Here is a 26,189-nt window from a genome sequence, read left to right on the forward strand (position 1 = left end):
GACTCATATCTTTTGGGTCGCGATTTTTTTTGGATTGGGTTTTGTGTCTCAATTCCTAAACTTTTTAATTTACTTCAAATCTTATTTAGTTCACTTTGGAAGATTTGTTGCCTTAAAATCAGTTTTTTCGTTTTTGCATGAGATTTGAATTTTTGATTTACTAAATTTACCGCGATTTAGATTCCATTATCAAAAACAAAATTCTCCCATTACAGCAATGAAAAAACTACTCGTAATTCTCACGATTTTTTTAGCCAAAACCAATTTGTCCGCACAAGTAAATGTTGTTTCACCTACTGACGGAAGTTTAACTATTTTTCCAAAAGGAATTATAGATAACCGAACTTATGACCCTTCAAAAAACTTTAAATTTATCGCACTTGGAGACAGTGCTTTTAAATCAAACGCTACTGGTGGCGATGGCGTTGTGGCAATAGGTAACAAAGCAATGGCAAAATCGCAAAGTGTTGGTTATAGTGTAGCTATTGGTGAAAAATCAATGTATAATGCTACTACTGGATATGCCAATGTGGCGGTTGGAGGAGCAACTCTAATGAATAATACGGGGTATGGTAACACTGCAATAGGAGAAGGGGTTTTAACTAAAAATACATCTGGGATTAGTAACACTGGTTTAGGTTGGGGTTCATTAAGTTCTAATATTAACGGAAGTAGAAATGTTGCCATTGGAACCAATACTTTAGCTAACGCTAAATCTACTACCGATAACATTGCAATTGGGACAAACGCTTTGAATGCAATAAATCATGAAAATCTGTCTTATACAAGACAAACCAATATGATTTCAATTGGTAGTTACTCCTCACAAAATCTCCAAGTTGAACTCGGAGCCTCAGGTTTTGATATTGGAAATATAATCATTGGTAATTACTCATTTTATAATGCAGCTTATGGTAGAGGTAATGTTACTTTGGGGCATAATACTTTATACTACGCATCAAATACAAACTCAAACACTGCAATAGGGAATAATTCACTACACAAGCTAAATGTTGGCTCTGCAGTGAATTACAACGGAAACACAGCTACGGGAGATCATTCTCTATCCGAACTTATTTTAGGTTCAAATAATACCGCTACTGGAATTGCTTCTGGAAATAGCTTAATAAATGGAGAAAATAATACTTTTTTAGGCATTTCGTCTGGAGTAATTGATATTCCTTCTGGAGAATTTGTTAATAATTCAATGGCTCTTGGTGCAACAGCAAAAGTAAATGCCTCCAATAAAGTTGTTATAGGAAATGCTTCGGTTTCTCAAATTGGTGGATATGCATCTTGGGTGAATTATTCTGACAGAAGATTAAAGGAAAATATAGTTTATAACAATAATCTTGGGCTTAGCTTTATCAATGCTCTAAGAACGGCTTCGTACACCTACAAAGCTGATAGCAATAAACGCCGCCGTGATGGACTGATAGCACAAGATGTACAGGAAGTACTAAAAGACCAAGGAGTAGAATTTAGCGGATTGATACAAGACAATGACACCACCAAAACCTTGAATTTATCTTACACAGAATTGGTCATTCCTTTGATAAATGCCGTAAAAGAGCTCTCAAACCAAAGCAACAACTTAAAAGCCGAAATGAACGCCATGCAAAAAGATATGGAAACACTAAAGTCGCTCATTCAAGCCAAAATAGACGTTAAATCTCCAACTGACAAATAAAGATTTTGAAATGAAACAATTATTGATTTTATCTTTTGTATCTATTTTAGTATTTAGCTGCAAGCCAAGTGAGATTTTGGAGCCTATCAGTTCGAAAACTCAAATATAAGTTATCTTACAAGTTCAGGAACACCACTTAATGCGTTTGTTTTGAGAGTTGCAGAGTAGAATAATTGAAAAATAGGCGTCTAAATAAAAGCGATTCAATATTTTGAGTCGCATTTTTTTATAAATTGGTATCATATTTCTAAGAAAGAACAATAAAAAACCTTCTCTTACCGATGAGAATGAACACCTCCTTAAAATCTTTTTCTGAATATCTTCAAAATATTCCTGATGAATCAAAACCGAAACTTTTGGAATTGATGGCTATTATAAAGGAAGTCGTTCCGCAAGCTGAAGAGGGAATAAGTTATGGTATTCCAACCTACAAATATCTTGGTGGACTTGTGGCGGTTGGGGCTACCAAATTACATGTGGCTTTCTATGTTATGAGCAATGTTGTATTGAGCCATTTCGAAAGTCGGCTCCATGGCATGGATTACACTACAGGCACTATTAGATTTAAGTTTGATGCCGTTTTGCCCAAAAGTCTTATTCAAGAAATCGTCAAAATTAGAATAGAGGACAACGAGTATATTGACAGTCAGCGGAAGGCGAAGAAAAAGTAACTTATTTCCTGCTATCCAATATCTTTTGACCCAAATTAATCAAGTCTGGAGCCGTACGAAATCCTGGCGATTTGGTGATAAGTTCGCCCTCGGGTGTAACAAACATTAGGGTAGGATAAGCCTCAATTTCAAATTTCTGAGCTAAAGTTGCTCCTTCTGGCTGCTCACCGTCTAACGCCATATTCACAAAGTTGGCATTAAAAAAATCGCCTGCTGATTTTTCTGTGAAAGTGTATTTTTTGAGTTGTTTGCAGGGGCCGCACCAAGTGGCATATATGTCTAAGAAAACGACTTTGTTTTCTTTTTTTGCCAAATCTAGGGCTTGCTGCCAGTTGCCTTTTTGAAAGTGAATTCCATCGGCGGTATCTTGTTTAAAGTCAACTTTTGGGTTACTTCTGAAATATAAAAAGGCTATTATGCCGAGAACAACAATCGCTATGAGGATGTTTTTCATACTATTTTTGCTTTTTTTGGTATGTTGGTTATTAGTAGAACAAAATTTAAAATGATTTTAATTCAATAATCCCGCAAGATTTCTAAATTTACTCTCTGTATTGTGATTCGCCGAATTATTCAGCTAAGAATGTTGACAATCACAATACAATTGATTTTCAACCTTTAATAAATGCGTGTCGGATACTGAGTTTTCGATATTTTTTAGTGATGATAAACATAAACTATTCTCTCAAAACACAAGATTTACAATCCAAATTAAATACATTTTGGAAACTTTCTGGTGAAAAAATCCGCTCCATCCAAACCGAGTATGACGATAATGATGGTTCTCCTGTTTTTACCAAAAATGGCAAATATACCACCAGGGGTTGGACAGAATGGACGCAAGGATTTCAGTACGGTTCGGCCATTTTGCAGTTTGATGCTACAGACGAGGCCGATTTTCTAGAAATTGGAAGAAAGAAAACGCTAGAGAAAATGGCTCCGCATATCAGTCATGTTGGTGTGCATGATCATGGCTTCAACAATGTGAGTACTTATGGCAATTTGCTCCGATTGATGCGAGAAGGCAAAATTGCCCAGAATGATTGGGAACAAAATTTCTACGAATTGGCCTTGAAGATTTCGGGTGCTGTGCAGGCCAGCAGATGGACAGACATCAAAGACGACGGTGGATTTATACATTCGTTCAATGGGGCACATTCCTTGTTTGTGGACACCATTCGTTCATGCAGAGCTTTGATGATTAGCCACCAATTGGGCCATGTTTTTCAGGGTGAAGGGGATGCCAAAATCAGCCTTTTGGAGCGAGCCATCAAGCATATAGAGGCCACAGCAAACTTTTCGGTTTTTTATGGCGAAGGTAGAGATATTTATGATGCATGGGGTCGAACTGCTCACGAGTGTGTTTTCAATGTAAAAGACGGAAATTATCGTTGTCCCAATTCACAGCAAGGCTACACAGGTTTCAGTACTTGGACACGTGGACTTGCTTGGGCTATGTGTGGATTTGCGGAGCAGTTGGAATGTCTCGAAATATTGGATGGAATGGAATTAGAGTCTGTCGGAGGGCGATCTTACATCAAAAATTTTATGCTAAAAGCAGCCAAAGCTACTTGTGACTTTTATATCGAAAATACGCCAATTTGTGGAATTCCATATTGGGACACTGGAGCTCCAAATTTGCACAAAATGGGCGATTATCTCAACGAAAAAGCCAATCCTTTTAACGACCATGAGCCTGTGGATAGCTCAGCAGCAGCCATTGCGGCCCAAGGTTTGTTGCGATTTGGTAAATATCTAAAAGAAAATGGTGATGCAAAAACCGGAGAAAAATACTGGCAAACAGGATTGACGGTCATGAATTCGCTTTTGGAAGAACCCTATTTGAGTACCGATGAAAACCACCAAGGATTGCTTTTGCACACCATTTATCACCAACCCAACGGCTGGGATTTTGTGCCAGAAGGAAGCAAAATACCTTACGGAGAATCATGCATGTGGGGCGATTATCATTTCAGAGAAGTGGCTCTTTATTTGCAAAAACACATAAATAATGAGCCTTATTATACCTTTTTTAACTGTTTGCCTAAGTAATATTTAACCCATAAAATGACCGGAAAATTTAAACCAAAATACAGTCGAGTAGCACAATTAAAAACAGCTGCAGATTTTGCTAAATATCTCGAAGACAATCAAGTAGATTTAAAATTTGATGAAGAACTGCTTCCAAAAGAGACTTCGCCTTTTAACAAAGCCATTCATCTGAAATCTGGAAGAACCATCGGAAATAGCCTTTCAATTTTACCCATGGAAGGCTGGGATGGCACCGCAGATGGCAAACCAACGCATTTTACAAAAAAACGATGGGAGAATTTCGCCATTTCTGGAGCAAAATTGCTCTGGGGATGTGAGGCTGTGGCTGTTACACACGAGGGTAGGGCAAATCCAAGACAATTGACTATCAATGAGGCAAATATTGGAGATTTGGAAGAAATGTTTCAAATGGTTTTGGATAGACATTCCGAGAAATTCGGTACGGCAGAAGACCTTTTGGTAGGCTTGCAATTGACGCATTCAGGCCGTTTTTGTAAACCCAATGACAATACCAAGTTTGAGTCTAAAATAGCTTATAATCATCCAAAATTAGACGCCAAATTCCATGTGACCGATGATAACCTTCCCATGACAGACGAGGAAGTGGATGCCTTGGTGGAGGATTTCGTGAAAGCGGCGGTTTTGGCTCAAAAGGCTGGCTATCATTTTGTGGATATCAAACATTGTCATGGTTATTTGGGTCATGAGTTTTTGAGTGCAGTAGACAGAAACGGGAAATATGGTGGAAGTTTTGAGAATCGGACTAATTTTCTGAAAAATATAGTATCTGGAATCCGAAAAGAAGCCCCAGGTCTAGAAATTGGTGTTAGACTAAGTGCTATAGATTTTGCCCCTTTCAAAAAAGGTTTGGATGGTATTGGGATACCCGATTTGAAAGAAAACGAAAAATATAAGTATGCTTTTGGTTGCGATGAAACAGGTTTAGAAATAGACCTGGAAGAACCTCGTAAGTTCTTAAAGTTGCTAGAAGAGCTTGATATTCAGTTGGTTTGTATTACTGTTTCGAGTCCATATTACAATCCACACGTTACCCGTCCGGCTCTTTTTCCTCCTTCTGATGGCTATCAAGCACCTGAAGAGCCACTTATCGGGGTTGCCAGAATGCTAAATGTGGTAGCAGATTTGAAAAAGGATTTTCCAAATTTGGTGATAGTAGGCTCAGGGTACTCTTATTTGCAAGAATGGCTGCCGAATGTAGCTCACTTTGCGTTGCAAAACAAAATGGTGGATTCAGTAGGATTCGGCAGGATGGTACTTTCATACCCAACGATGCCTGATGATATGATCAACAATCGTCCGACCGAAAGAAAACTTTTGTGTAGAACATTTTCAGACTGCACCACTGCACCAAGAAATGGGCTAGTTTCAGGTTGTTATCCTTTGGATCCTTTGTATAAAACGCTTCCAGAGTCGGTTACTTTGAAAGAGATTAAGGAGAAATTATGAAAAAAGTAGTCCTAATAACAGGAGGTTCGCGAGGCATTGGTCTTGGCATAGCCCAAAAAATGGCAGAAGCAGGATTTGACTTGGCCATTAATGGCATGCGAAACGAATCTGATGTGTTAGAAGTAATTGAAAATCTCAAAAAGTTAGGTGTCGATGTCATTTATTGCCAAGGAGATATTTCAAAAAAAGAGGACAGAGACAGTATTTTGGAAAAAATAAAAAAGCATTTCGGGAAACTCAATGTGCTGATAAACAATGCTGGAGTTGCACCCAAAGAGCGAAAAGATTTACTCGAAGCTACAGAAGAGAGTTTTGATTATCTTATTTCTACAAACCTTAAAGGCCCATATTTCCTTACACAGTCGGTGGCCAATTGGATGGTGGGTTTGAAAGCTGAAAATGTGGATTTTGAAGGGACTATCATCAATGTTTCCTCTATTTCGGCTACAGTGGCTTCTGTCAATAGAGGAGAATATTGCATTTCGAAAGCTGGCGTAAGTATGGCGACACAGCTTTTTGCAGTTCGATTAGCAGAGTTTGATATTCCTGTTTTTGAGGTTCGTCCGGGCATTATCAAAACAGATATGACCGAAAAAGTAAGTCAGAAATATGATGATTTGATAGAAAATGGACTTTGCCTCACCAAACGTTGGGGATTACCCGAAGATGTGGGTAAAACTGTTACTGCCATAGCTCAAGGTAATTTTTTGTATTCTACGGGACAGGTTTTTGTGGTAGATGGAGGTTTGACAGTGGCTCGTTTGTAATGTTCGTAACACGATTTTTCAAATCGTGCGGTTTGTTAATCTGAGATTTGAAAAATCGCTCTACGTGTTTGATATACAAAATATTAAGCGTAAATTTAGCTTACAAAATATTCAACTATTAATGAAAAAATTTACTAGAAGAGACCTTCTTAAAACTGCTTTGCCTGCGAGTGTGGCGGCTTATGCCATTCCTACTTTTATTCCAAATACTGTATTCGGTGCTAACGACCGACTGCGGGTTGCTGTAATAGGGATAAATGGCCGTGGGAAAGACCATATCAAAGGTCTTATGAACTTAGACAATGTGCAAGTCACGACACTTTGTGACGTGGATACTGTAGTTTTGGGAGCCGGAGCAAGTGATTTTGAGAAAAAATATAACAAGTCTGTAAAGCAAGTAAAAGACCTCCGAAAGGTTTATGAGGATAAAGATATTGATGCTGTCAGCATAGCTACACCAAATCACTGGCATGCTTTGGCCACTATTTGGGCTTGTCAGGCTGGAAAGGATGTGTATGTTGAAAAACCAGCTTGTCACAATGTTTTTGAAGGAAGAAAATTGGTGGAGGCTGCTACCAAATATAACAAAATTGTGCAGCACGGGGTCCAGTTGAGAAGTTCTGTGGCTATCCAAGAAGCCATTAAACACCTCAGAGATGGTTTGATTGGCAAAGTTTACATGGCCAAGGGAATTGTTTACAAATGGCGACCAGATATCGGAAATTTAGGAAATTCGGCTGTTCCTGAAGGTTTGGATTGGAATATGTGGCAAGGGCCAGCTCAGGAAAAAGCTTTTAGCAAAAACTATGTGCATTATAACTGGCACTGGTTTTGGGATTATGGCAATGGCGACATCGGCAATCAAGGCATACACGAAACCGACTTGGCTATGTGGGGCTTGGATGTAGGTTTGCCAGATACTATCACTTCATCAGGTGGCAAGTACCTTTGGAACGATTGTAAAGAAACGCCCGAATATTTGACCTCCTCTTATCAATACACCAAAGAAAATAAAATCTTGCAGTTTGAGGTACGTCCATGGATGACCAACAAAGAAGATGGCGTAGAAATTGGCAATATTTTTTACGGTGATAAAGGCTATATGGTCATCAACGGCTACAACGATTATAAGACATTCTTGGGTAAAGAACGTGCTCCAGGCCCAGCTCGGAAGGAGGGAGGGGATCACTACAAAAACTTCGTGGATGCGGTAAGAGCTCAGGACAAAAAGATGCTGAATGGGCCAGTAGAAACTGCACATTTGGCGGCAAGTCTGGCACATTTGGGCAATATTTCATATAAATTGGGCCGGACTTTGAAGTTTGATCCAATTGCAGAGAAGTTTCTAGGCGATAAAAAAGCCAATGAAATGTTGACTCGGAAATACAGAGCTCCATTTATTGTTCCAGATAAAGTTTAATTCATGAAAAAAATAGTTCTGTTTTTGATTTCCTTAACAATTATGACGGCATGTGATTGTATGGTTACTGCTAATGGAGTTGTTTTGGATGATTTACAAAAAAAACCATTGGAGGGTGTGTTGGTTAGGAATCTCATAAGTCTTGAGGATGGAGAAAAGACAAAGTCTGATGGTGGATTTAGTAAAATGGAAGTTGGCAGGGCTAATGGAAAATGTCCAGAATTTAATCTTGAATTTTCGAAAGATGGATATATTTCAGATACCATTTTTATTGAGAATGCCGCCCCAGTTACGATTTACTTAAAAAAGAAATAAGCACCTGAGTTTTTATTTCACGAAGAATAGATTTTTCTTTGTGGCTTTGGGGTGAAACATATAACAATGAAATATTTAAAATATAGCAATGGCGACCTAATGCCAAGTTTAGGGTTGGGAACTTGGAAATCTGCCCCAGGGGAAGTATATAAGGCTGTTAGAGAGGCTATTGTGATTGGTTACAGGCATTTTGATTGTGCACATTTGTATGGCAACGAACCAGAAATAGGCCAAGCTTTTACTGATGCCATGGCAGCTGGAGAAGTAAAACGAGAGGAACTTTGGATAACTTCAAAACTTTGGAACAACCGCCACCGAAAAGAACAGGTGCAACCAGCTCTTGAATTAACCTTAAAAAATCTCCAACTCGATTATCTGGATTTATATTTGATTCATTGGCCAATCGCATTGAGAGACGATGTTACTTTTCCAACCAAGGCAGATGAAATGGTAAGTCTTAAAGTTACACCATTAACAGAAACTTGGGAGGGAATGATAGCTGTTCAGGAAATGGACATGGCTATACATATTGGCACAAGTAATTTTAGCATCAAAAAAATAAAAGAACTTACTGAAGCAACAGGAGTAAAACCAGAAAATAATCAGGTAGAAATGCACCCTTTTCTACAACAAAATGCACTAAAAACCTTTTGTGATGCTGAAGGTATTTTACTAACGGGATACGCTCCGCTTGGGTCCTCGGATAGACCTGCCAATAGAATTGTTGCGGGTGAACCAAAACTTTTTGACAACGAAATCATCAGGAATATTGCAGAAAGCAAAGGTTGTTCGGTGGCTCAAACCATGCTTGCATGGGCAGTGCGTAGAGGCACATGCACCATACCGAAGTCTGTAAATGCCAATAGACTAAAAGAAAATCTGGAAGCTGCGGACATCGAACTTTCAGAAGCTGAATTGACTCAAATGGCTGCTGTAAACATGAATTATCGTTATATAAAAGGCGATTTCTGGTGCTTACCTGGCTCAGATTACACAGTTGAAAATCTTTGGGATGAGGGAGCTTAAATAAAAAACTTTCTTATTGTTCATTACCTTTCCAAAACCTTTGTGGAACTTTGTGGAATCTTTGTGTCCCTTTGTGATACAGCAGTAAACATATGCCAAATCAGAATCAAAACATAGACGAACCCAAAGGCACAAGAATCAACAAATACTTGAGCGAAGTAGGTTTTTGTTCGAGAAGAGCTGCCGACACACTTATTGAGGAAAGAAGAGTAACCATCAATGGAAAAGTGCCCGAAATGGGTACGAGAATCCAGGAAGGCGATGAGATAAGAGTGGATGGAAAACTAATTTCAGAACCCAAAGAAGAGCACGTTTATTTGGCTTTTAATAAACCGGTAGGCATAGTTTGTACCACAGATATCAAAGCCGAAAAAGACAATATCATAGATTTCATCAACCATCCAAAGCGTATTTTTCCAATAGGTAGATTAGATAAACCTTCTGAAGGGCTGATTTTGCTCACCAGCGACGGCGATATAGTAAACAAAATACTCCGAGCCAGAAATAATCACGAAAAAGAATATGTGGTAACCGTAAACAAACCCATCAGCCGTGATTTTGTCTTTAAGATGAGCAAAGGCGTACCGATTCTTGACACCGTAACGAAGCCATGTAAAGTAGAAAAAGTGGATTTGTACACCTTCAAAATTATCCTCACCCAAGGCTTAAATCGTCAAATCAGACGGATGTGCGAATACTTGGGTTACTCTGTAACCAAGCTCAAAAGAGTAAGAATCATGCACATACACCTCGATTTGCCCATAGGAAAATGGAGGAATCTCACGCCCAAAGAACTAGAAATCATCAACTCCGCCACAGTAGATTCTTCAAAAGTTTATGAGGATTTTGAGTAGGGAGAGTAATTCTAAAATGAAAAGATTTAGCTTCATAAAGAAAGCGAAGTTATTAGTACTGAAACAACTTTGATTTGGAATACCTAATGATCAAACTATCTTTTTTTATTCTTTTCCACCTCTAACGCCTTTTTAAGCATAAGTTCATTTTACTTCATTTGTGGACTTTTTTATTTTCTAAATCAGTAATGATATTTAGCTTGAAATTTATGGTTTTTTAGGGAGGAAATGGGTGGGAGAGAGGTTTCTTCTTTTAGTTGGGGGAAGAATTTGCAGAAAAGTATACATGTCCAGTTTTCTGGATAAGAATTAAACGAATATAGTCATTTCTTCATGAATGCCCGACCCAAGCTGCTGTGTGGATGCCTTTGGTTGGCGGTTTGGCTCAACTGGGTTTAATTAAATATTTTAGAATCTTAATTTACTCTATCTAATTTGGTAGGTTTCTTCAAAATGAAATAGGAAATGAAATAACTTATTAGTCCCAGCACAAGCAGCATATGAGAAAAATTCCAACCAGAATTCCAATAGAAAATACCCAAAATATAGAAAATAATTAAATTGAGAAAAAAGCAAATACCTATTGATTTAAATGTTGACTTTTTCTGAAATAACAATGAAATTAAACCAGAAGAAAATAGGGAAAATAGGAGTGGAATTATTAAAATGATAGCATTTTGAAATTCATCACTAATTGGAGAATTTTCATAAAAGTTAACATACGTCTGTTCCTTTTGTCTATTCTCCTTTGACAAATCATCAAGTGTTAAGTCTGATTCTCCAATTTGACTTGAATATATTAATTTGAAATTAGGCTTGTATTTAATGAAAAATGTAGGTTCGCCAAATTCTCTATCATAACCTATACCAATAAAAGTAAATAAAAATATGCTTAACAAAATTTCTGCAATTGCAATTTTCATAATTCGGAGAGAATTAATATTAATGGAATTAATAACAAAATCATGCCCATTAAAATTGTAGAATAGATTTTTTTATTTTGAGATTTGAAGAGAAATAAAAACAAAAAAACTAAGGCATTAATAATAAAAAGTAATCCATAGCCCAACATGAATATTATTGGTGATTTATCGTTGTCATTTACTTTTGTTGTATACAAAAGCAATGATATTAGTATTAAATTTATCAAATAGGCTGCTGATTTATGAACCATCTCTTTTGTGAATATTATTTATGCAAAATGCTTTAAAATTTGCTTTTCAATTTTTTTATAACAATAATCAGACCTGAAATCTTATTTCACCACCACCCGACATTATGAACAGAACGGCCTGTTTGAGCTCCTTTTGTGGGTCTGCCGATAGGCGGTGCACAAAAAAGCGAATAATGATGACCCGACCCCAGCTGTTGTTGGGATGCTTTTGGCTAGTGGCTTGGCTCAGCTGGGGGCATGCCCATATAAGTCTACTCCTTCAGCTTCCCAACTAACCAATTAGTTACTTTTTCCTGTTGCTCTGGATAAGTCCAGTGACCAGTTTCTAGGGCTAGAAAAAGTTCTTTTGGGGCTTTGATGACATTATAGGAGGCATACATGGAGGTAGGAGGGCAGGTTTCGTCGTTATAGCCCCATGAGTATATGCCGGGTTGCGTGAGTCTTCGGGCAAAATTTACAACATCGTAATAAGCAACTGTTTCTATTTTCTCCTTTTTTTCGTTAATGGCTCGGCTATTTTTGTCGAAATAGTGCGGCCAACCTCCTGCTCTGCCGTTTAGATAGCCAGTGACATCAGAAATGGCTGGGTAAAATGCTCCGAGCCACTTCACGCGACTGTCTAATGCTGCAGTGACAATAGACAATGCACCTCCTTGGCTGCCGCCCGTTACGGCCAGGTTTTTGCCATCGAATTGAGGCAAACTCACCAAGAAATCATTGGCTCTTACACAACCCATGTACACTCTTTTATAGAAAAAACGGTTTTTGTCGTCGAGGTTATAATTGGGATAGCCATTCAGAATCCCTCTGCCTAAATCTGCATAAACTTGCGGGTCTAGGTTTACGGGTATGCCATGAATACCGATTTGCAGCGTGATGATACCCTTTTCGGCATTGGCAATGTCACCTGCATAAGGCCTTACCCCAGCTCCAGGTACTTGGAGCAGTGCGGGGTATTTTCCTTCTTTTTTGGGTACACAAAGGATTCCGTACAATCTCGTACCTACTGCAAAGTTTTGAATATTAACCTGATACACATTTACTTTTTCGGTGCAACGCTCTGGCAATAAGGTCATTTTGGAATCAAGAGGGATTTTGGCTAATTCCGTTTTGGCCTCGCTCCAAAACGTATCAAAATCGGCTGGATTGGCTACAGTTGGCTGAATTTCTAAAGGACTAAAACCTGCTGTGGCTAGATTTCTGTATTCTTTTCCGTCGATTTCGGCTATGGCTACACAACGGAGAAAACCGGCAGCAGTCATGGTGCCAGCTTCTAAAGTTTGTGTTCCAGTGCTCAGCGTAATGGTTTCTTTTTTAGTGGGTTCCATTTTTTCTGGTCCGATTTCGTAGCGAATTTTGGCATTTTTTATGGGATTGCCGTTTTGTAAAACCGAAACAGTAAACTTTGCTTTTTCACCAACTTTATAGGTCCAGTCAGTATGGTCGGCAGCTACAATAACTTTGATGAATTTTTCGGTGGGTTGAGCAAAAGTTAGATTAAGTGCAACAAAAACCGAAACTAAGCCAAGGATAATCTTTCTTAACATTTTGAGGTATTTTTATGGTTGAATACCACTATTTATGTATTTTTTTTGAAAGTGCCAAATAAAGCTTTTCATATATTTTTGAAAAGACAAACTTTAAAAAACAGTAATAAACTAATAGTCAGGCTTTAAAATTGTATTAAATCCCCTTTAATCAGAAAATAGTTGGCTTTTTTTGAGGAGATTATCAGATTTTTTTTGTTGTTTTGAAAACTTAAATTTGAACAGGAAAATAAACTACAATACCTCAAGCATTCATTTGTTGGGCTATGCCTATAAATGGATGGTTACTTTTGGTGTTCTAATAACCATACTAAATGAAATTTGTTAAACCACTCCTTATACTTTTTACAGCCTTAGTTTTTTCCGCTTGTGAGCAAGCAGAACTTAGCCCTGACCAACAAATATTGGGCGACTGGAAATTGATTTCGTCTGAGGCTTTGCTACATATTCGTGAAAAGGAACCAGAATTGGCTAACTCTGAGTTGGCATCAAAAAACTTGGTGATGAGTTTTGCGAAAGACGGAACCTATGAAATCAAAATTGACGATAGAAGTACAGATATCGATATGGTAGATTTGGATGCTTTCTACTTGAATAATAAAGGCACTTATCAATTCAAGTCAGGTTTTTTGGAGTTTAAGTCTTCTGAATTTGCCTCAGATCTAACGGTCATAAAATACAAAGTGTCATTTAATAATAATGATGCCTTTGAGATGGTAGTTGACCGTGAATTATATTTAGAGATGATCAAAAAGTTGGTAGAGGCACAATGGAGTTATTTTCAATCCATGGGCAAGACCGTAGATGATGTTATGGCTGACCTTTCGGTGGATTTGTTGGAGTTCAAAAGTAAGTCTAAGTATTTGAGGGTTAAATGATTCAGGTTGGTAAAATTCGTAAGTGTCTGGTTTTGAACAGTTAAATAAAGTTAAATATCAGCTTTTAATTTTATTCTTAAAACATAATTAAACAACTTGGGGGATTAAAAGACCCTAAGTTTGAATTCACTCCTTCTTAAATTACAAATTTTATTCCATTTCAGTAGGAACATTTGGATGTTTACCATCTTTGTTTCATTGCTATTTTGGAGTTTTATCAGCTTCGATTCTCATGTTATTTTTCGCTTTTATTTCCCTGCTATTTTGTTTTCAAAATTGGCCATTAACGGCCTTATTTTTCTACTTTTTAGTTTTCAAAAAAGTAAAAACTTCTTTCTTTTTTACAACAATCTGGGTTTAGATAAACTGACCTTGTGGATTTTTACATTTGTAGTTGATGTGCTTATTTTTCCTTTTTCCGTGGTTATTTATAATATTTTAAGATGAAATTAGAAGTTGACAGCGTAAATCTTCGTTTTGGGGAAAATGTGGTTTTAAGTGATGTTTATGCTGCTTTTGAGGTGGGGCAATTATCAAGTTTTTTGGGTAGAAACGGCTCAGGAAAGTCCTGCCTTTTTAAGATTATTATTGGTTCTATTGGTTCTCAATATGCTTCTGTTAGAGTAGATAAGAAATATTATCCTTCTTTGTTCAAGAGCAAGCTTTTGAAATATCTTCCTCAAACTTATATTTTTCCGGAAAATATGAAATTGAAGATGGCCATTAAATTCTACGAAGCTGATGCAAAAAAAACTATGCATTATTTAGAAAATCAGGGTATTGGAATGGAAACCAAGTTTGGGGAGTTGTCAGGTGGGCAAAGGAGATTAGCAGAAATATATGTTTTTTTGAACTCACCTAGTCCATTTGTTATTCTGGATGAGCCTTTTACGTATTTAACACCGATACAGATTGAGGAATTGAAAAAGTCTTTAGCTGTGTATAAAAGCGAAAAGGGAATCATAATTTCAGACCATCAATACCGCCATGTAATTGATGTTTCAGATAAGATTTATCTATTAAAGTCAGGCAAAACAAACCTTTTAAAGTCTGATGATGTCATGCAGCAGTTGCGTGATTTTATGTATATTTTGTAAAGTTAAATGATTATTTCATCCACATTAATTCCAGCTATTTTCATAGCTATTTGGGATATTTCTACAATGAATTCAACTTCTTCATTTTCAAAATATTCGGTGTCCCAATCTGTATAGTATTTCTGTGTTTCGGCTTGTAAATCGATGCCTTGCTTTTTGAGGTGAATAATCAAGAAATTGGTAAAATCCTGAATTTCTAGCCTCATTTGTTCCACCACATCGACGCCTGGCCATTTTAAATCACGGTCTTCCCATTCGTCAAGAATAAGCCAATCTTTGGTTTTGAAGTCTTCTAGGTGTGTTATCCTTTCGTCGGTAGTGATGCTCATTTTTGCAAATATTTACCCACAAAGGTAATGCAAAATGCAGGAAAAATTTTGGAACAAAAAAAGCCGAAGAGCTAGTCCTCGGCTTTGAGTAAGTTTAATGCAATATTATTGAGCTGGAGTCTCTATTTTCGGTGCTTTTTTTATCACTTCGGGTTTAACGGCTTTCACAACTACTGGCTTTACGGCTGGTTTTGCAGCAGTTTTAGTCGTTGCTTTTGGTGTAACCTTGGCAGGAGTTTTCTTCAGAATCTCTACTTTCGGAGCAACAGTTTCAGCCTTAGCTACTACTTCTTTTTTTGAAGCTACCACTTTTTTGCTTGATTTTTTGACTGCCTTTTTTGAAGGTTTCTTTGCTGCTTTTTTGGCTTCTTTTTCCGCCTTTTTTGCTGCCTTTTCAGCTTTCTTTTTCGTCTTTTTTCTGTCCTCTATAATCATCTCAGCCAGTTTTTCAGCTGATTTTTTAGTAGCTTTCTCTATTTTTTTGTTAGAGTCTCCTTTAATTATTGCATTAATGGCTTCTTCAATTTGTTTTTTGAGAGCTTGTTTTTCTGCTTTCATATATTTGTAAATTTAATTTCGATTTTAGAAGCAATATTATGAAAAACTATTGTTAAGTCAATATTAAGTTTTTTGGGAGAGAAATTCAGGTGATGCCTAAATTGAGACAAGTTTTATATTTTCGTTTCAGAGGAATCTCAGTTAAGAATTCTTGTGGTGAAATAGACCAGGCACCATTTATATTTGTCTTATATATTTTGGGTCAAAATCCACCATCCAATCAATCCTATACTTGTCTCTAAACATTTCAAAATAGGAAGCCCAAGGCCTGTCGGTTATAGATATTTCAACTTGTCAGCCCACTGAAAGGCTGTTAAATAGTTTGCCTGCTTCTTCTTTGCTTTCCGTACTAATTGAAATTTTACTTCTATTTTCGTTGGTTGGTTCTAGAATTTTGCGAATGTCATAGCCCATTAAAACGTTTTACCAATGGGCAGAGCAATATGCATTATTTTATTTGCCTTGTTTTTCTGAATTGGAAATTCAGGATTTTGTAAGTCTTTAAAAGGCATAATCATGACGAAACATGTTTGGGCCTCTTTTACCACAACACCTAATCGGGTTCTCAGGCTTAATAAGTGCTGGGTTATGAAGTATAAATTTCTGAATTTACTACAGAAGATTATAATTTGCATAAATGCTCGAGTTATTGAGTTGGCCACATTTGGGTTGAGACCGAGAATTGAGCAAAATACATGGAGGATTTTACATCAGTAAGTCGATGCTAAATAGTTATATTGATGAGCGTAAAAGATAAATGGGTTTAGAGTTTCCGAAAAATCGTCCTTCCCAAAATGCTTAATCTTCCAATAATTATATTTTCTATTTTTAAATATTTCCTCCTATTCAACGATCTGCAGAATATTTAAAATCAGGCAATTAAGTATCTTTTTACATAAAAGCGATAAAGTCTGTCTAAAAACAAGGATTTGCTACTTTAATTTTGTTACCGTTGAATAAAAAAATATAACTTTAAATAAAAATTATTTTGTGGTATCAATTTTAAATTAATATATTGATAAGAAAATACTTATCTATTTTGTAACTAATTGATTTACATCAATTTAGGTCATAGTAAGATTTTAGAAATCAACTTTTGTGTTTTAGCTTTGCAATTGATTTAAATCAATTTATACTTTTTTAATTTACATCTGTTTAATATTATTATGAAGTCAGGTAACGAAGTCAGAGCCAAACAACTATCCATCAATAATTCAATTATACTTGATGCAGTTAAAGCACAGGTAATTTATATCTTCAAAAACCTATTCAGAACAAGAAACCAAAGGTTTTTAATTTTGATTTTTTTTAGTCTAATACCTTTCATGAGTTTTTCAAACAGGCCACCCAAAAAGGCCAAAAGAATAAAGACGGTGAAGACCATCAAAAGAAACGTATTAGACATAGAGTTCGGCACTTTTAATTATTCCAGCCCTGTTCTTTCTAAGAAAAGCAAATTCTTGGGTTGATTCCCTGTTGAAATCATAAAAGGACATAGTTTGGATTTTTTTATCCACAATACATTTACAAAAAGGTGTACATAACATTACCTTTTTGGCTTCCCATTAAGATTTTTATTTTACGGTAGATTAGCCATTTTCTATTTCAAATTATAAATTGAATAAATTGAAATGTTGTAACTCGTTTATTTAAAGAATATTATGATTTAAAGAAAATCTATTACTTATTCGCCATTTGCAGAATAAAATTGCATTGCTTCTCAAAATGCACGCTGTGTTCATTTAGTTTTGCAGCCTTATTGACAAGTCTTCATTTTTTTTGTAGATTTGGATAGGATCATTTTGTAATATGACCATGATGACTTTTGGCAAAATAATTAAGATTTCGAGAGAATCGTTGCATTACTCAAAGGAATTTCTTGCTTTTAATACTGGTATTTCCCTTAAAGATATTTCGAAAATAGAATTTGAAGAGTTGGTTCCAGACGAATCCGATCTTAAAATTTTGGCCAAGTTCTTAGATATTGACTTTCAAGAAATTCAGGCAGCTATAAATCAGAGTAACCATTCCAAATTAGGCGTTAAACCTGTCAGGTCAATTAAACTTTTCTATCTTGCTGTAGGAATAGGAATGTTTTTACCTGGTCTTAATATTTTAGTGGCCTTATTATTTTACGCATTCAATAAGCACAATTTGGTGGTAAGGCTAGTAGGTAAAAGACTAATATTGCTTCAGATGTTTTGGAGCTTCCTTTCTATCTTATTAATTCTCATTTATTCTGGCATTATAAAAATAAACATTCGTCATAATGATTCGAATGGTTTGTTTTTACTGTTTTTATTAATTGGAGGAATGATTCTTTCAAACCTGCTTTTCATTCTATGTAAAATGAAAAGCTTAAAAAACAATGCTTATACTAAAATTAGCAGGTAAATATCTTTTTCCTAGTATAAAGTGCCACTTAGTTTCCTTTTTTAGCTGCATGTGACCTGTTATTTTTTGGAGTACTGCCAAAACCTGCCTTTTCCCTCGGCAATCCATTCCAAAGATTGCACCATCCTTTTTTGTCTTGTAGCTTCGGTTTTTGCATCCATTGTCCAAATCAAATAGTCCTTTCTAAAAACCTCTGCCATCGGAAATAAATTCTAAGAGATTGATTTTCTTACGGTTGTTTGAAATCTTGCTTGAAGTATTTCTTAGAAATATATCTACAATAAAAATAGGAATAAGGGCTGTTAACCTTATTTCATGCCTTAGCAACCGCCTTTGCGAGGGGCACGTTTGTAAATTTTTTTGCTGTCTTGTTCTACATAGTCACCCGCTATTATGGGATACTCATACTTGGGTGCGTGCGACACGCTATGACTTTTTATCATTATTTTATCGCCTACTTTCAGGCTTTTCAATTGCTTAAATTCATCTTTGTTTTCTATCCCAAAACTAAGAATATAATCGTCATTACTGATTCTCACCATTACCCCGAAACCTACCCTAGAACCCGCAGGAAGAGAAAGCGAAGTAATAACGGCCTCCATGTTGGTAAATTCGCGAAGAGACTTTCTTATTTTTTCCTCGCTGGCATATACTTTTTTGCCGGCAGGAGAGGCCTCCCATTTTTTGAACATTATGCCGTCTGGGGTAGCTTCCCATTTTTTTCTGGATGCATTCCTTTCAGCTGCAGAGGGTGAAACGCCAGGAGGCTCTGAGATTGATTTTTTAGAAGTTTCATTTTTAATCTTACGATTTGCGAATAACAGTCCACTTACCACTACTAGTGCTAAAATTGGGATGAAAATGAGCTTTTTCATAATTGTTGAATGTTTAAATAATGATATCTTTTTTCTTCTTTTACAGTGTCTTTTCCTAAATAGATGCACACAAACTTTTCATAAGTAATACTAGCTACTTCATTTTATAATTTTATGAACTTTAACCGTATAGTACAAAGTAGAATCTCTTGGTGTTCCATCTGGATAACCTTTCCTTTGGCTAAGGTGTACAGGTATTATCATACTAAATTTTTCGCCTTCTTTTCTGCCTATGAGCCCATATTCAAGGCCTTTTATAAGCTGGTTTTTGCCCAAATTTATCCTCAAAGCTGCCTTCGGTGGTTGATGTTCATAGACAGGCTTACCGCTTTTTAAGGTTACAGTTTCAAAAATTTCTACTTGGTCGGTTGCTTTTACCTTATCACCAATTCCTTTTTCGATTGTATAGATTTGTAACTCCTTTTGTAATGAGCGTGGCACACTTGTACACGAAGATAGACTCAATAACAGAATAATTATTTTTTTCATGGTTTTGTATGTCCAATCAATGCCAAGAATTTCTCTTTTTTAATTTTCTTTTTTGAATTGCCTCAAAGGACTTCATTGCAAGGTCCTGGAGGCATTTTCTTGCTCTAAAGTATTGTATGACTTTGAGAATGTAGTAAATCAAATGTAAAATATTGTAAATGATAGGTAAGTGTTGGATTAGGACTTGTTTATTGTAGAGTTACTGTATGCTTGAGTTTAAAGGGAGATTTTGACTTTACAAGTTGCTAATTAGCGAAATATATTTTCACTTTATCTTTCCTTCATTTTTTTCAAGATCCTTTTTGTATAGCACGGGGTTCCATTTCATTTGCCATCGATTTAGGTATTCTGATAATGGCTCTAATCCGACTTCGGCTCTTCTCTTGTCAACATTATCGGGGTCTGCTAATGGTAATACAAAATAAGTTTGTGTCTCGCGATTTTGCCCAATTTGACTCCCATATATTTGACGTTTCCCCTGACCTAGTGCTACTCTATCTTCAAGAAGTGCCAAATTACTTATTTGTGCTTTTCCATTTTTTACAGCTTCCCTCATCATTGGGAGATATTTTTCTTGGGTGCCTAGGTCAGCATGTTGGATTACCAGAAAAATCGTTGAATTGCCTTGTTTACCTACAGAATCGGGTCCGAGCCAACCATGTTTATCAAGAATCGATTTGACTTTTATTAAATTTTTAGAATCTTTTTCATTTATTAATTTCCAATGGTCCTGCATTTCTTTTGAATCCCAACCATACTTTTTTCCGATTGCATCAATTTGTTGCCTTGATTTTTGATCTTCAATATAAATACTGTCAAGTATCGCAACCAAGGGCCTATTCAAATTTGCTTCTGATTTGTCTTTGTTTTGCTTTATTTTTTCAAGTAAAGGCTTCCATCGATTATCGTTATGTAATGAGTTTAGGTCTGGATCTGTAATTATATGCCCATAATTGGCATAATTTTCCTCACTTACAATTTTGGTCAGTTGAAAAAATACACTATCGGCAACAGAGATCATTGCCCACGAACAAGCGGCCTTATATCTATCATTTGTCAATCCTTTCCAATTATTTGTTCTAAATGCCTCTGAATATTTATATGCAGAATTTTTATAATCTCTGGCATTGTAAAGGGAGTCCGCTTTTTTGATAAGCATAAAATACTCTTTAGGCAAATTTTGTCCGTAGCTTATTGTTATGTTTAAACCTAATAAGGTGGCAAAAAGTGTCTTTTTCATGATAATGAATAATGTTGTTTGAAATCTAGTTAGGTAAAGTTTGTGAGAACCTACTTTGCACTAATAAACGTATTTTTTATGGGTTGATTATATCTTTTTTTTGTTCTGGCAGAGTCTCCGTAAGGGACTCTACTGGGTGGCATATAGAAATGGCTTTGGTATTTGAGTTTACTTCAGAGTCCCCTATCGGGAGACTCTGAATGGACCAATGCTCAATTGCATCCGGCTGTCAGCCATTTTGTAAATACCGTGCTGACATCAGTCTATTATTGGTTTTTCTTTATTTAAAAGGCCCTTAAGTTCGTCACTACAATTTAGATTATTTAAAATGATTGTATTAAAATCTTCTAAATTGTTAATTTCAAATTCATTTTTACCATCACTATACCTTATTGCATTTCCGTTCAGCAATGCTCGTTTTAATGAAACTATCATTGAGTAACCACATTTTACCCCAATATAAGTATCGTTCATATAAGAATAATATTTGTTGATTTTTTCACTATTCCATTCTAATGAGGAGGGTTGATAAGCTAAAAAATCTTCAATTATAACTTTTGGCAAATTCAAATAACTTATTTGTTCTTTTATAATATTGTAAAAGCTATAAAAATAAATTGGATTGGCGTCCCAACATCCTCTGCTAAGTAAAATAAGCTCCCGAACTAATTCCCTTTGGGCGGCGGAATTATCATCTTTAAACATCAAAGCCAATTTTAAGCCTTGTTTTTGCAATTGCTTAATTGCAAACGGAATACAAATGGGAATAGCTATATATTCTCTAAGTAAAAACGCTAATTCTATTAATTCTATACTGCTAAGATTTTTATGAATTAAATCTTTGGTTCGGTTTGACATTTCAGGGTCAGTATAAGTTAGTTCGGCAATTGTATTATTACTCACTTTTTGTTTCTTTTTAGATTGATTTTGACGTACAAGTATTTGCGATGTGGCTGGTTTTTGGAACTCGTCAGCCTGTAACAAATGCTCATTAAATTTACAAAAAGCTGAGGTTAAATTTCAAATGTTTCATTGAAAAACTGTCAGCCCTAACTGATGACCAATAGTATTACAAATGCTCATTTACTTCCGTCCGCCAGCCATATTGCAAATACTATGTTGGCAGCAGCTCTTTTTTAGGCCAGCCAAGTTTATATTCATTTAAAATCTGCATCAAAGTCTGGATTTTTCTGTTTCCATTCATTTTCGGCATCGACAAGGTCTTTGTGCCAGTCCCAAAGTTCATCCATTGTCTTAAAAGTTGAAGGTACGGGATTTGAGGCACTAAACATTTCGTCAGGTGTCATTGGTAAAATATGTTGATGGTAACTTTCAAATGTTCTTCTTGGATTACGAGCTAACGATGAATTGAAATAATCTGTTGAATAATCGTAATGATGCGAATGTATAAAGTTATCCCATTGTTTTCGTACCTCTTGTTCTGGTCGAATATCAATTATTTCAAATTGTTCCATTGCTCTCTGATTTGAGGTACCCCAAGCTTCATTAAGAAGCTTAACTGCTTCAATATCCGTTGCAGGAGCACCATATCCAAATATTGTTACAATTTTTGTACTGTCATGATTTAGCCAATATTTCACCCTTTCCCATTCAGTTTGAGTGAACTCATCATCGTTGTAATTTTTTTTGTGAACTGGGTATAATAATTTAGTAGGTGGATAATAATTCAATGTTTCTTTGGAAGTCATTCCTGACGCTCCACATCTTTTATCTACACTACTGTATCCAATGGCCACATTGCCATGAAGAAAAGATATATGTGGCATATCTGCAATTTTGCAATTTCGATTATATGCTTGATATAAAAATGGATCCCAATTAAAAGTGGCAATCAAATCTCTTGGTCGTAATGATAAAACTAAATAGTCATAAATTGTTGGCTCATTTGGTAATTCCATTTGACTAAAATAGTCAAATACACGTTTCTCTATTTCTAAAATTTCACCAGAATTTGGGTTGTCGTTGTGCAAGTTGCTATATAATGTTTCGAAATTTTTAGCTTGAATGTGGTTTGGTAAAGATTCTACTATTTCATTTAGTCCGAGAAGTTCAATAAAATTGTCCATAGATGGAAGTAGTTTACCACCGATTTCTGAATTTCTTCGAGTTGATGCAATACTCGCACCAGCACCAAGAATTACGACCTGTCCGCCTCCTCCATAAACTGTGTTTATTCTATCTTGTTTTGTTTTTCCCATTTTGGTAATTCGATGTGGTTTTTTAGAGTTGCTGCCAACAAGTATATTACCGAAACTCATTCATGAAGTTTCGTAAATATCTTTTTTATATTTTAATTAATTTTTTAGATAAAATACTTGTAGTGAATTGTTTGTGAGGGTTGGGTAGTTTCGTGAATATTTTCATGAGAATCTTTGTGGTTCGATTAGTAATTTTTGTAGTCACGAAATATATTCTTAAAATTCTTCTTTTCCAACTTATTTGTATCAGCAATAGTTTATCCAAAAGTCTTAGTTTTTTTGCAAAGCCTTTTGTGATTATGTGGGTGTGAATTTTCTTTTTTTGTTCTAGCAGAGTCTCCGTAAGCTTAAGCCTATCGGGAGACTCTGAATGGATTTAACAAGACACCCCGAACGGACTCAAGGGTATGTCTTTTGAATGGGTGAATTTTTCTTTGGCTAAATTTTGCCTTTGTAATTCGGGTCAAAATCTACCATCCATTCAATACCATACTTGTCACGAAACATACCAAAATATGAACCCCATGGGCTGTCTGCCATGGGCATTTCTATTTGTCCACCTTCTGATAGGCCACTAAATAATTTGTCTGCTTCCTCTTTGCTTTCTGCACTTATTGATATTTTAGACCTGTTTTCGTTTTCATTGGTTTTTCCCATAAATTCAGGCACATCATTACCCATCAATACGTTTTGGCCAATAGGTAAAGCAATGTGCATAATTTTATTGGCTTCGGTTTCGGCTACAGGAAAATCAGGGCTTGCCATGTCCTTGAAACGCATAACATTGGCGAATTCGCCTCCAAATGCCGATTTGTAAAAATTGAATGCTTCTTCGGCATTACCGTTGAAATTAATGTAAGGATTGATCAGTGCCATAATTTTGGTTTTAAATGGTTTATATTACAAACCTAACATTTAATTACTAAAAAAAGAAGGCATAAAAGCGGCAAAAGAGAGGTTCTTTGCGTCATTGTGTTAGATGACCCTATCTCTTTAGTGATTAATGCTGTCAATTACAACCACGAATGCCAGTTTGGACTCTTTTGAAGGCTGTTTTTAGAAAGTACTAATTTCTTGTTTGCTAAAAAACTTCATGGTACTGCGAATACTTCATTTAGTCCCTTGGCTCTCCTTGTGTTCAAGCTGAATAAGTTTTAAAACACCCCCAAATATTGAAGTTAGAATGGCTTTTCTGTCGGTGAAAGCTGTAGTTGGTCCATTCGATGAGAATATTCTTTGGATGGCGGTTTATATATTTTGTTTTTTGCAAAAAAAGCCTCCAGAAATCTGAAGGCTTGTGGTCCCAAAGGGAATCGAACCCATATCTAATGTTTAGGAAACATCTATTCTATCCGTTGAACTATGGGACCAGTATTTTTATCAAACTATTATTCTATCTAAAAACCCACATCTAATGTTTAGGAAACTCTCGGGGGCGACCGTCGCTTCTATCCGTTGAACTATGGGACCAATGAAGGAATAAAGAAATACCTCTTTCGTTTTTCGGAGTGCAAATTTCGATAAATTTAAGAGAAATAAAAAGTATTCGTCTATAAAAACAAAGAACCCCAGCAGAACTGGGGTCTTTGCGGCATTTACCAATATGAATCAAGTTTGAAACTTGTATTCAAAGTCTTTATTTCTTCTTTGATAGCGGACACTGAGCGGCACTTCGAGACCTTCGGTCGCAATTTCGTTCAGATTATATTCTGAATTTCATTGTGCTCAGTGACCAATTGTCAGTAACCAGTAACCAATAACCGATATTCTAATATAAATCAATAATCTGCGTTTTGAGGATCGAAGTTGGTCCAGCCTGCTGTCCAGTCTGTTGTTCCAAATGCTCCTACGTAGGTGTTGGCTTCAAATCCTGCTGGAAGTGTTACGCCAGAGGTCAATAAAATTGAAGCTGAAATTGGCAACAAAGCTGGTTTTCCTGTCAATGAATTGTAACCAGTTAGAAGTCCCAAAGCGGAAGTTTCCAAACCAAACTGATTCTTTCTTGCGGCGTCGTTCAATTTGGTTGCATCGCCCAATACCAATCCTTTTGTGCCCATTCCGGCAAAAATCAAACCTTTGAATTCGTTTTTGCCATCTACGAAGTTTTTCTGAGTAGCCGCATCGCCAAGCTCAAGTCCACCTTTTGGAAACGCACCCGCTACCAATGAATTGTAGATAGAAATGGCCGAGTTTCTTCTGATTCTGTAGCCCGAACGGAACTTTGCATCTGGCGTACCTTCGCCCATGATGATCGACATGTTGGCAAACATAGCTGAGGTTTGTGGCGTAGCTGCCGATCCTGAAGCGTCGTTGTCAGACTCGAAACCGTTTGAGTCAGAGCATGAACATTGGTCAGCTACTTTTGGGTCTCTGAAGCTCAAACCGTACTGTACTTTACCTGAATATCCCCAGTCTGTATCAAAGTCGTCGTCTAGGTTTTTGTATGAAATCAAGTGTTTTGCGTTTACGCTTCCACCAAACCACTCAAAACCGTCGTCTCCGTTCATAGATACTTGTACGTAGTCTATAACAGTTCCGCTACCAACGCCACCCATTGTAAGGCCGTTGATTTCTTTATCTGTTTCGAAGGCTATTCCTCCGAATTCTATTCTTACATATTTCAAAATTCCAGAGTTATCCGCAGAGGCATCTCCACCGAAAGTTGAGATATTTTCACCTTCAATAGTAGCTGGAGTTTTGTTCACTTTGTCTTTTCCAAGAAGGATAATTCCACCCCAGTCACCATAGTTTCTTGAACCTTTGGCTTGGTTTGAAGTAAATACAATCGGCTTAGCAGCAGTTCCTTCTGCTATGATTTTGCCACCTGGTTTTACTATCAAAGTAGCTTTTGTAGCTTTGTCGCCTTTGATGATTGTGCCTGGCTCGATAGTCAAAGTAGCACCTGATTCTACATAAACAAAGCCTTCTATAAGGTATTTGTTTTTGGCATTCCAGATTGTGTTGGCGGTAAGTGAACCTTTCACGGTAATGTTTTCTCCAACCGGAATCACTTCTGTGTCGTCAGTGTCGTCAGTTCTTTCGCATGAGCTTATTGATATGCCCAATACCATTGCTGAGAGTAATAAAGTTTTAAAATTCACCTTCATGATTTTCTTTGGTTTTGAAA

The 26,189-nt window shown here is 36.4% G+C and carries 27 protein-coding genes and 1 tRNA gene; 13 read left to right on the plus strand and 15 right to left on the minus strand.

What is annotated here, in order from left to right:
* Positions 1-217: 217 nt before the first annotated feature.
* Together EGI26_RS12585 and EGI26_RS12590 are read left to right on the plus strand one after the other, a co-directional pair.
* Positions 218-1,690 carry a tail fiber domain-containing protein gene (locus EGI26_RS12585; protein WP_255078793.1) on the plus strand — a complete coding sequence of 491 codons (1,473 nt, stop codon included), beginning with the start codon at positions 218-220 and terminating at the stop codon, positions 1,688-1,690.
* A gap of 281 nt (positions 1,691-1,971) precedes the next feature.
* Complete coding sequence (locus tag EGI26_RS12590; RefSeq protein WP_255078794.1) at positions 1,972-2,361, plus strand: iron chaperone; 390 nt, start codon at positions 1,972-1,974, stop codon at positions 2,359-2,361.
* A gap of 1 nt (position 2,362) precedes the next feature.
* Here the strand turns inward: EGI26_RS12590 and EGI26_RS12595 are convergent, their stop codons facing one another.
* Positions 2,363-2,815, minus strand: coding sequence for a thioredoxin family protein (locus tag EGI26_RS12595; protein WP_255078796.1), 453 nt, complete (start codon positions 2,813-2,815; stop codon positions 2,363-2,365).
* 209 nt (positions 2,816-3,024) lie between these two features.
* Here EGI26_RS12595 and EGI26_RS12600 point away from each other — a divergent pair, with 209 nt between their 5' ends.
* The 7 genes from EGI26_RS12600 (at position 3,025) to rluF (ending at position 10,262) form a co-directional block, all read left to right on the plus strand.
* Positions 3,025-4,413 carry a glycoside hydrolase family 88 protein gene (locus tag EGI26_RS12600; RefSeq protein WP_255078797.1) on the plus strand — a complete coding sequence of 463 codons (1,389 nt, stop codon included), beginning with the start codon at positions 3,025-3,027 and terminating at the stop codon, positions 4,411-4,413.
* A 15-nt stretch (positions 4,414-4,428) separates the two neighbouring features.
* The gene (locus tag EGI26_RS12605; RefSeq protein WP_255078799.1) at positions 4,429-5,880 is read left to right on the plus strand and encodes an NADH:flavin oxidoreductase; all 1,452 of its coding nucleotides are present in this window, start codon (positions 4,429-4,431) and stop codon (positions 5,878-5,880) included.
* Positions 5,877-6,647 carry a 3-ketoacyl-ACP reductase gene (locus EGI26_RS12610; protein WP_255078800.1) on the plus strand — a complete coding sequence of 257 codons (771 nt, stop codon included), beginning with the start codon at positions 5,877-5,879 and terminating at the stop codon, positions 6,645-6,647. Before EGI26_RS12605 ends, EGI26_RS12610 begins: the two co-directional genes overlap by 4 nt.
* A 121-nt stretch (positions 6,648-6,768) precedes the next feature.
* The gene (locus EGI26_RS12615) at positions 6,769-8,067 is read left to right on the plus strand and encodes a Gfo/Idh/MocA family protein (RefSeq protein WP_255078802.1); all 1,299 of its coding nucleotides are present in this window, start codon (positions 6,769-6,771) and stop codon (positions 8,065-8,067) included.
* Positions 8,068-8,070: 3 nt separating this feature from the next.
* Positions 8,071-8,382, plus strand: coding sequence for a hypothetical protein (locus EGI26_RS12620; protein WP_255078803.1), 312 nt, complete (start codon positions 8,071-8,073; stop codon positions 8,380-8,382).
* A 66-nt stretch (positions 8,383-8,448) separates the two neighbouring features.
* Positions 8,449-9,408: an aldo/keto reductase gene (locus EGI26_RS12625; protein WP_255078804.1), complete on the plus strand. Its 960-nt coding sequence runs from the start codon at positions 8,449-8,451 to the stop codon at positions 9,406-9,408.
* A 92-nt stretch (positions 9,409-9,500) separates the two neighbouring features.
* Complete coding sequence (gene rluF / locus EGI26_RS12630) at positions 9,501-10,262, plus strand: 23S rRNA pseudouridine(2604) synthase RluF (RefSeq protein WP_255078806.1); 762 nt, start codon at positions 9,501-9,503, stop codon at positions 10,260-10,262.
* Between the two features lie 416 nt (positions 10,263-10,678).
* Here the strand turns inward: rluF and EGI26_RS12635 are convergent, their stop codons facing one another.
* Both EGI26_RS12635 and EGI26_RS12640 read right to left on the minus strand, forming a co-directional pair.
* Positions 10,679-11,185: a hypothetical protein gene (locus EGI26_RS12635; protein ID WP_255078807.1), complete on the minus strand. Its 507-nt coding sequence runs from the start codon at positions 11,183-11,185 to the stop codon at positions 10,679-10,681.
* Between the two features lie 502 nt (positions 11,186-11,687).
* Positions 11,688-12,983 (minus strand): acetylxylan esterase, encoded by a 1,296-nt coding sequence (locus EGI26_RS12640; protein WP_255078808.1) that lies wholly within the window; start codon positions 12,981-12,983, stop codon positions 11,688-11,690.
* A 314-nt stretch (positions 12,984-13,297) separates the two neighbouring features.
* Here EGI26_RS12640 and EGI26_RS12645 point away from each other — a divergent pair, with 314 nt between their 5' ends.
* Entirely contained in the window at positions 13,298-13,861 is a 564-nt protein-coding gene (locus tag EGI26_RS12645; protein ID WP_255078809.1) for a hypothetical protein, read from the plus strand.
* A 443-nt stretch (positions 13,862-14,304) separates the two neighbouring features.
* Positions 14,305-14,958 (plus strand): ABC transporter ATP-binding protein, encoded by a 654-nt coding sequence (locus EGI26_RS12650; protein ID WP_255078810.1) that lies wholly within the window; start codon positions 14,305-14,307, stop codon positions 14,956-14,958.
* A 2-nt stretch (positions 14,959-14,960) separates the two neighbouring features.
* On the opposite strand, the gene EGI26_RS12655 is transcribed toward EGI26_RS12650, so the two are convergent.
* The 3 genes from EGI26_RS12655 to EGI26_RS12665 all read right to left on the minus strand — a co-directional run bounded on the left by EGI26_RS12655 (position 14,961) and on the right by EGI26_RS12665 (position 16,480).
* A complete protein-coding gene (locus tag EGI26_RS12655; RefSeq protein WP_255078811.1) occupies positions 14,961-15,287 on the minus strand; it encodes a hypothetical protein in 327 nt (108 codons plus the stop codon).
* Positions 15,288-15,392: 105 nt separating this feature from the next.
* The gene (locus EGI26_RS12660) at positions 15,393-15,845 is read right to left on the minus strand and encodes a hypothetical protein (RefSeq protein ID WP_255078812.1); all 453 of its coding nucleotides are present in this window, start codon (positions 15,843-15,845) and stop codon (positions 15,393-15,395) included.
* Between the two features lie 413 nt (positions 15,846-16,258).
* Complete coding sequence (locus tag EGI26_RS12665; protein ID WP_255078813.1) at positions 16,259-16,480, minus strand: hypothetical protein; 222 nt, start codon at positions 16,478-16,480, stop codon at positions 16,259-16,261.
* 531 nt (positions 16,481-17,011) lie between these two features.
* Between EGI26_RS12665 and EGI26_RS12670 the strand changes: the two genes are divergently transcribed.
* Positions 17,012-17,314 (plus strand): hypothetical protein, encoded by a 303-nt coding sequence (locus EGI26_RS12670; protein WP_255078814.1) that lies wholly within the window; start codon positions 17,012-17,014, stop codon positions 17,312-17,314.
* 346 nt (positions 17,315-17,660) lie between these two features.
* Positions 17,661-18,239, plus strand: coding sequence for a helix-turn-helix domain-containing protein (locus EGI26_RS12675; RefSeq protein WP_255078815.1), 579 nt, complete (start codon positions 17,661-17,663; stop codon positions 18,237-18,239).
* A gap of 59 nt (positions 18,240-18,298) precedes the next feature.
* Here EGI26_RS12675 and EGI26_RS12680 read toward each other — a convergent pair whose 3' ends face one another.
* The 9 genes from EGI26_RS12680 to EGI26_RS12720 all read right to left on the minus strand — a co-directional run bounded on the left by EGI26_RS12680 (position 18,299) and on the right by EGI26_RS12720 (position 26,169).
* Complete coding sequence (locus EGI26_RS12680) at positions 18,299-18,439, minus strand: YdeI/OmpD-associated family protein (RefSeq protein ID WP_255078816.1); 141 nt, start codon at positions 18,437-18,439, stop codon at positions 18,299-18,301.
* A 120-nt stretch (positions 18,440-18,559) separates the two neighbouring features.
* On the minus strand, positions 18,560-19,114 hold the full coding sequence (locus tag EGI26_RS12685) for a hypothetical protein (RefSeq protein ID WP_255078817.1): 555 nt from the start codon (positions 19,112-19,114) through the stop codon (positions 18,560-18,562).
* A gap of 99 nt (positions 19,115-19,213) precedes the next feature.
* Complete coding sequence (locus EGI26_RS12690) at positions 19,214-19,603, minus strand: FKBP-type peptidyl-prolyl cis-trans isomerase (protein WP_255078818.1); 390 nt, start codon at positions 19,601-19,603, stop codon at positions 19,214-19,216.
* 265 nt (positions 19,604-19,868) lie between these two features.
* Positions 19,869-20,843, minus strand: coding sequence for a DUF6624 domain-containing protein (locus tag EGI26_RS12695; protein ID WP_255078820.1), 975 nt, complete (start codon positions 20,841-20,843; stop codon positions 19,869-19,871).
* A 258-nt stretch (positions 20,844-21,101) separates the two neighbouring features.
* Positions 21,102-21,827: a hypothetical protein gene (locus tag EGI26_RS12700; protein ID WP_255078821.1), complete on the minus strand. Its 726-nt coding sequence runs from the start codon at positions 21,825-21,827 to the stop codon at positions 21,102-21,104.
* 173 nt (positions 21,828-22,000) lie between these two features.
* The gene (locus EGI26_RS12705) at positions 22,001-23,062 is read right to left on the minus strand and encodes a hypothetical protein (protein WP_255078823.1); all 1,062 of its coding nucleotides are present in this window, start codon (positions 23,060-23,062) and stop codon (positions 22,001-22,003) included.
* 438 nt (positions 23,063-23,500) lie between these two features.
* On the minus strand, positions 23,501-23,938 hold the full coding sequence (locus EGI26_RS12710) for a VOC family protein (RefSeq protein ID WP_255078824.1): 438 nt from the start codon (positions 23,936-23,938) through the stop codon (positions 23,501-23,503).
* A gap of 422 nt (positions 23,939-24,360) precedes the next feature.
* A tRNA-Arg gene (locus tag EGI26_RS12715) sits at positions 24,361-24,432 on the minus strand.
* A 408-nt stretch (positions 24,433-24,840) separates the two neighbouring features.
* Positions 24,841-26,169 carry a T9SS C-terminal target domain-containing protein gene (locus tag EGI26_RS12720; protein ID WP_255078825.1) on the minus strand — a complete coding sequence of 443 codons (1,329 nt, stop codon included), beginning with the start codon at positions 26,167-26,169 and terminating at the stop codon, positions 24,841-24,843.
* Positions 26,170-26,189 lie beyond the last annotated feature (20 nt).

It is taken from the genome of Lacihabitans sp. CCS-44 (assembly GCF_024343735.1).
Classification (GTDB): Bacteria; Bacteroidota; Bacteroidia; order Cytophagales; family Spirosomataceae; genus Leadbetterella.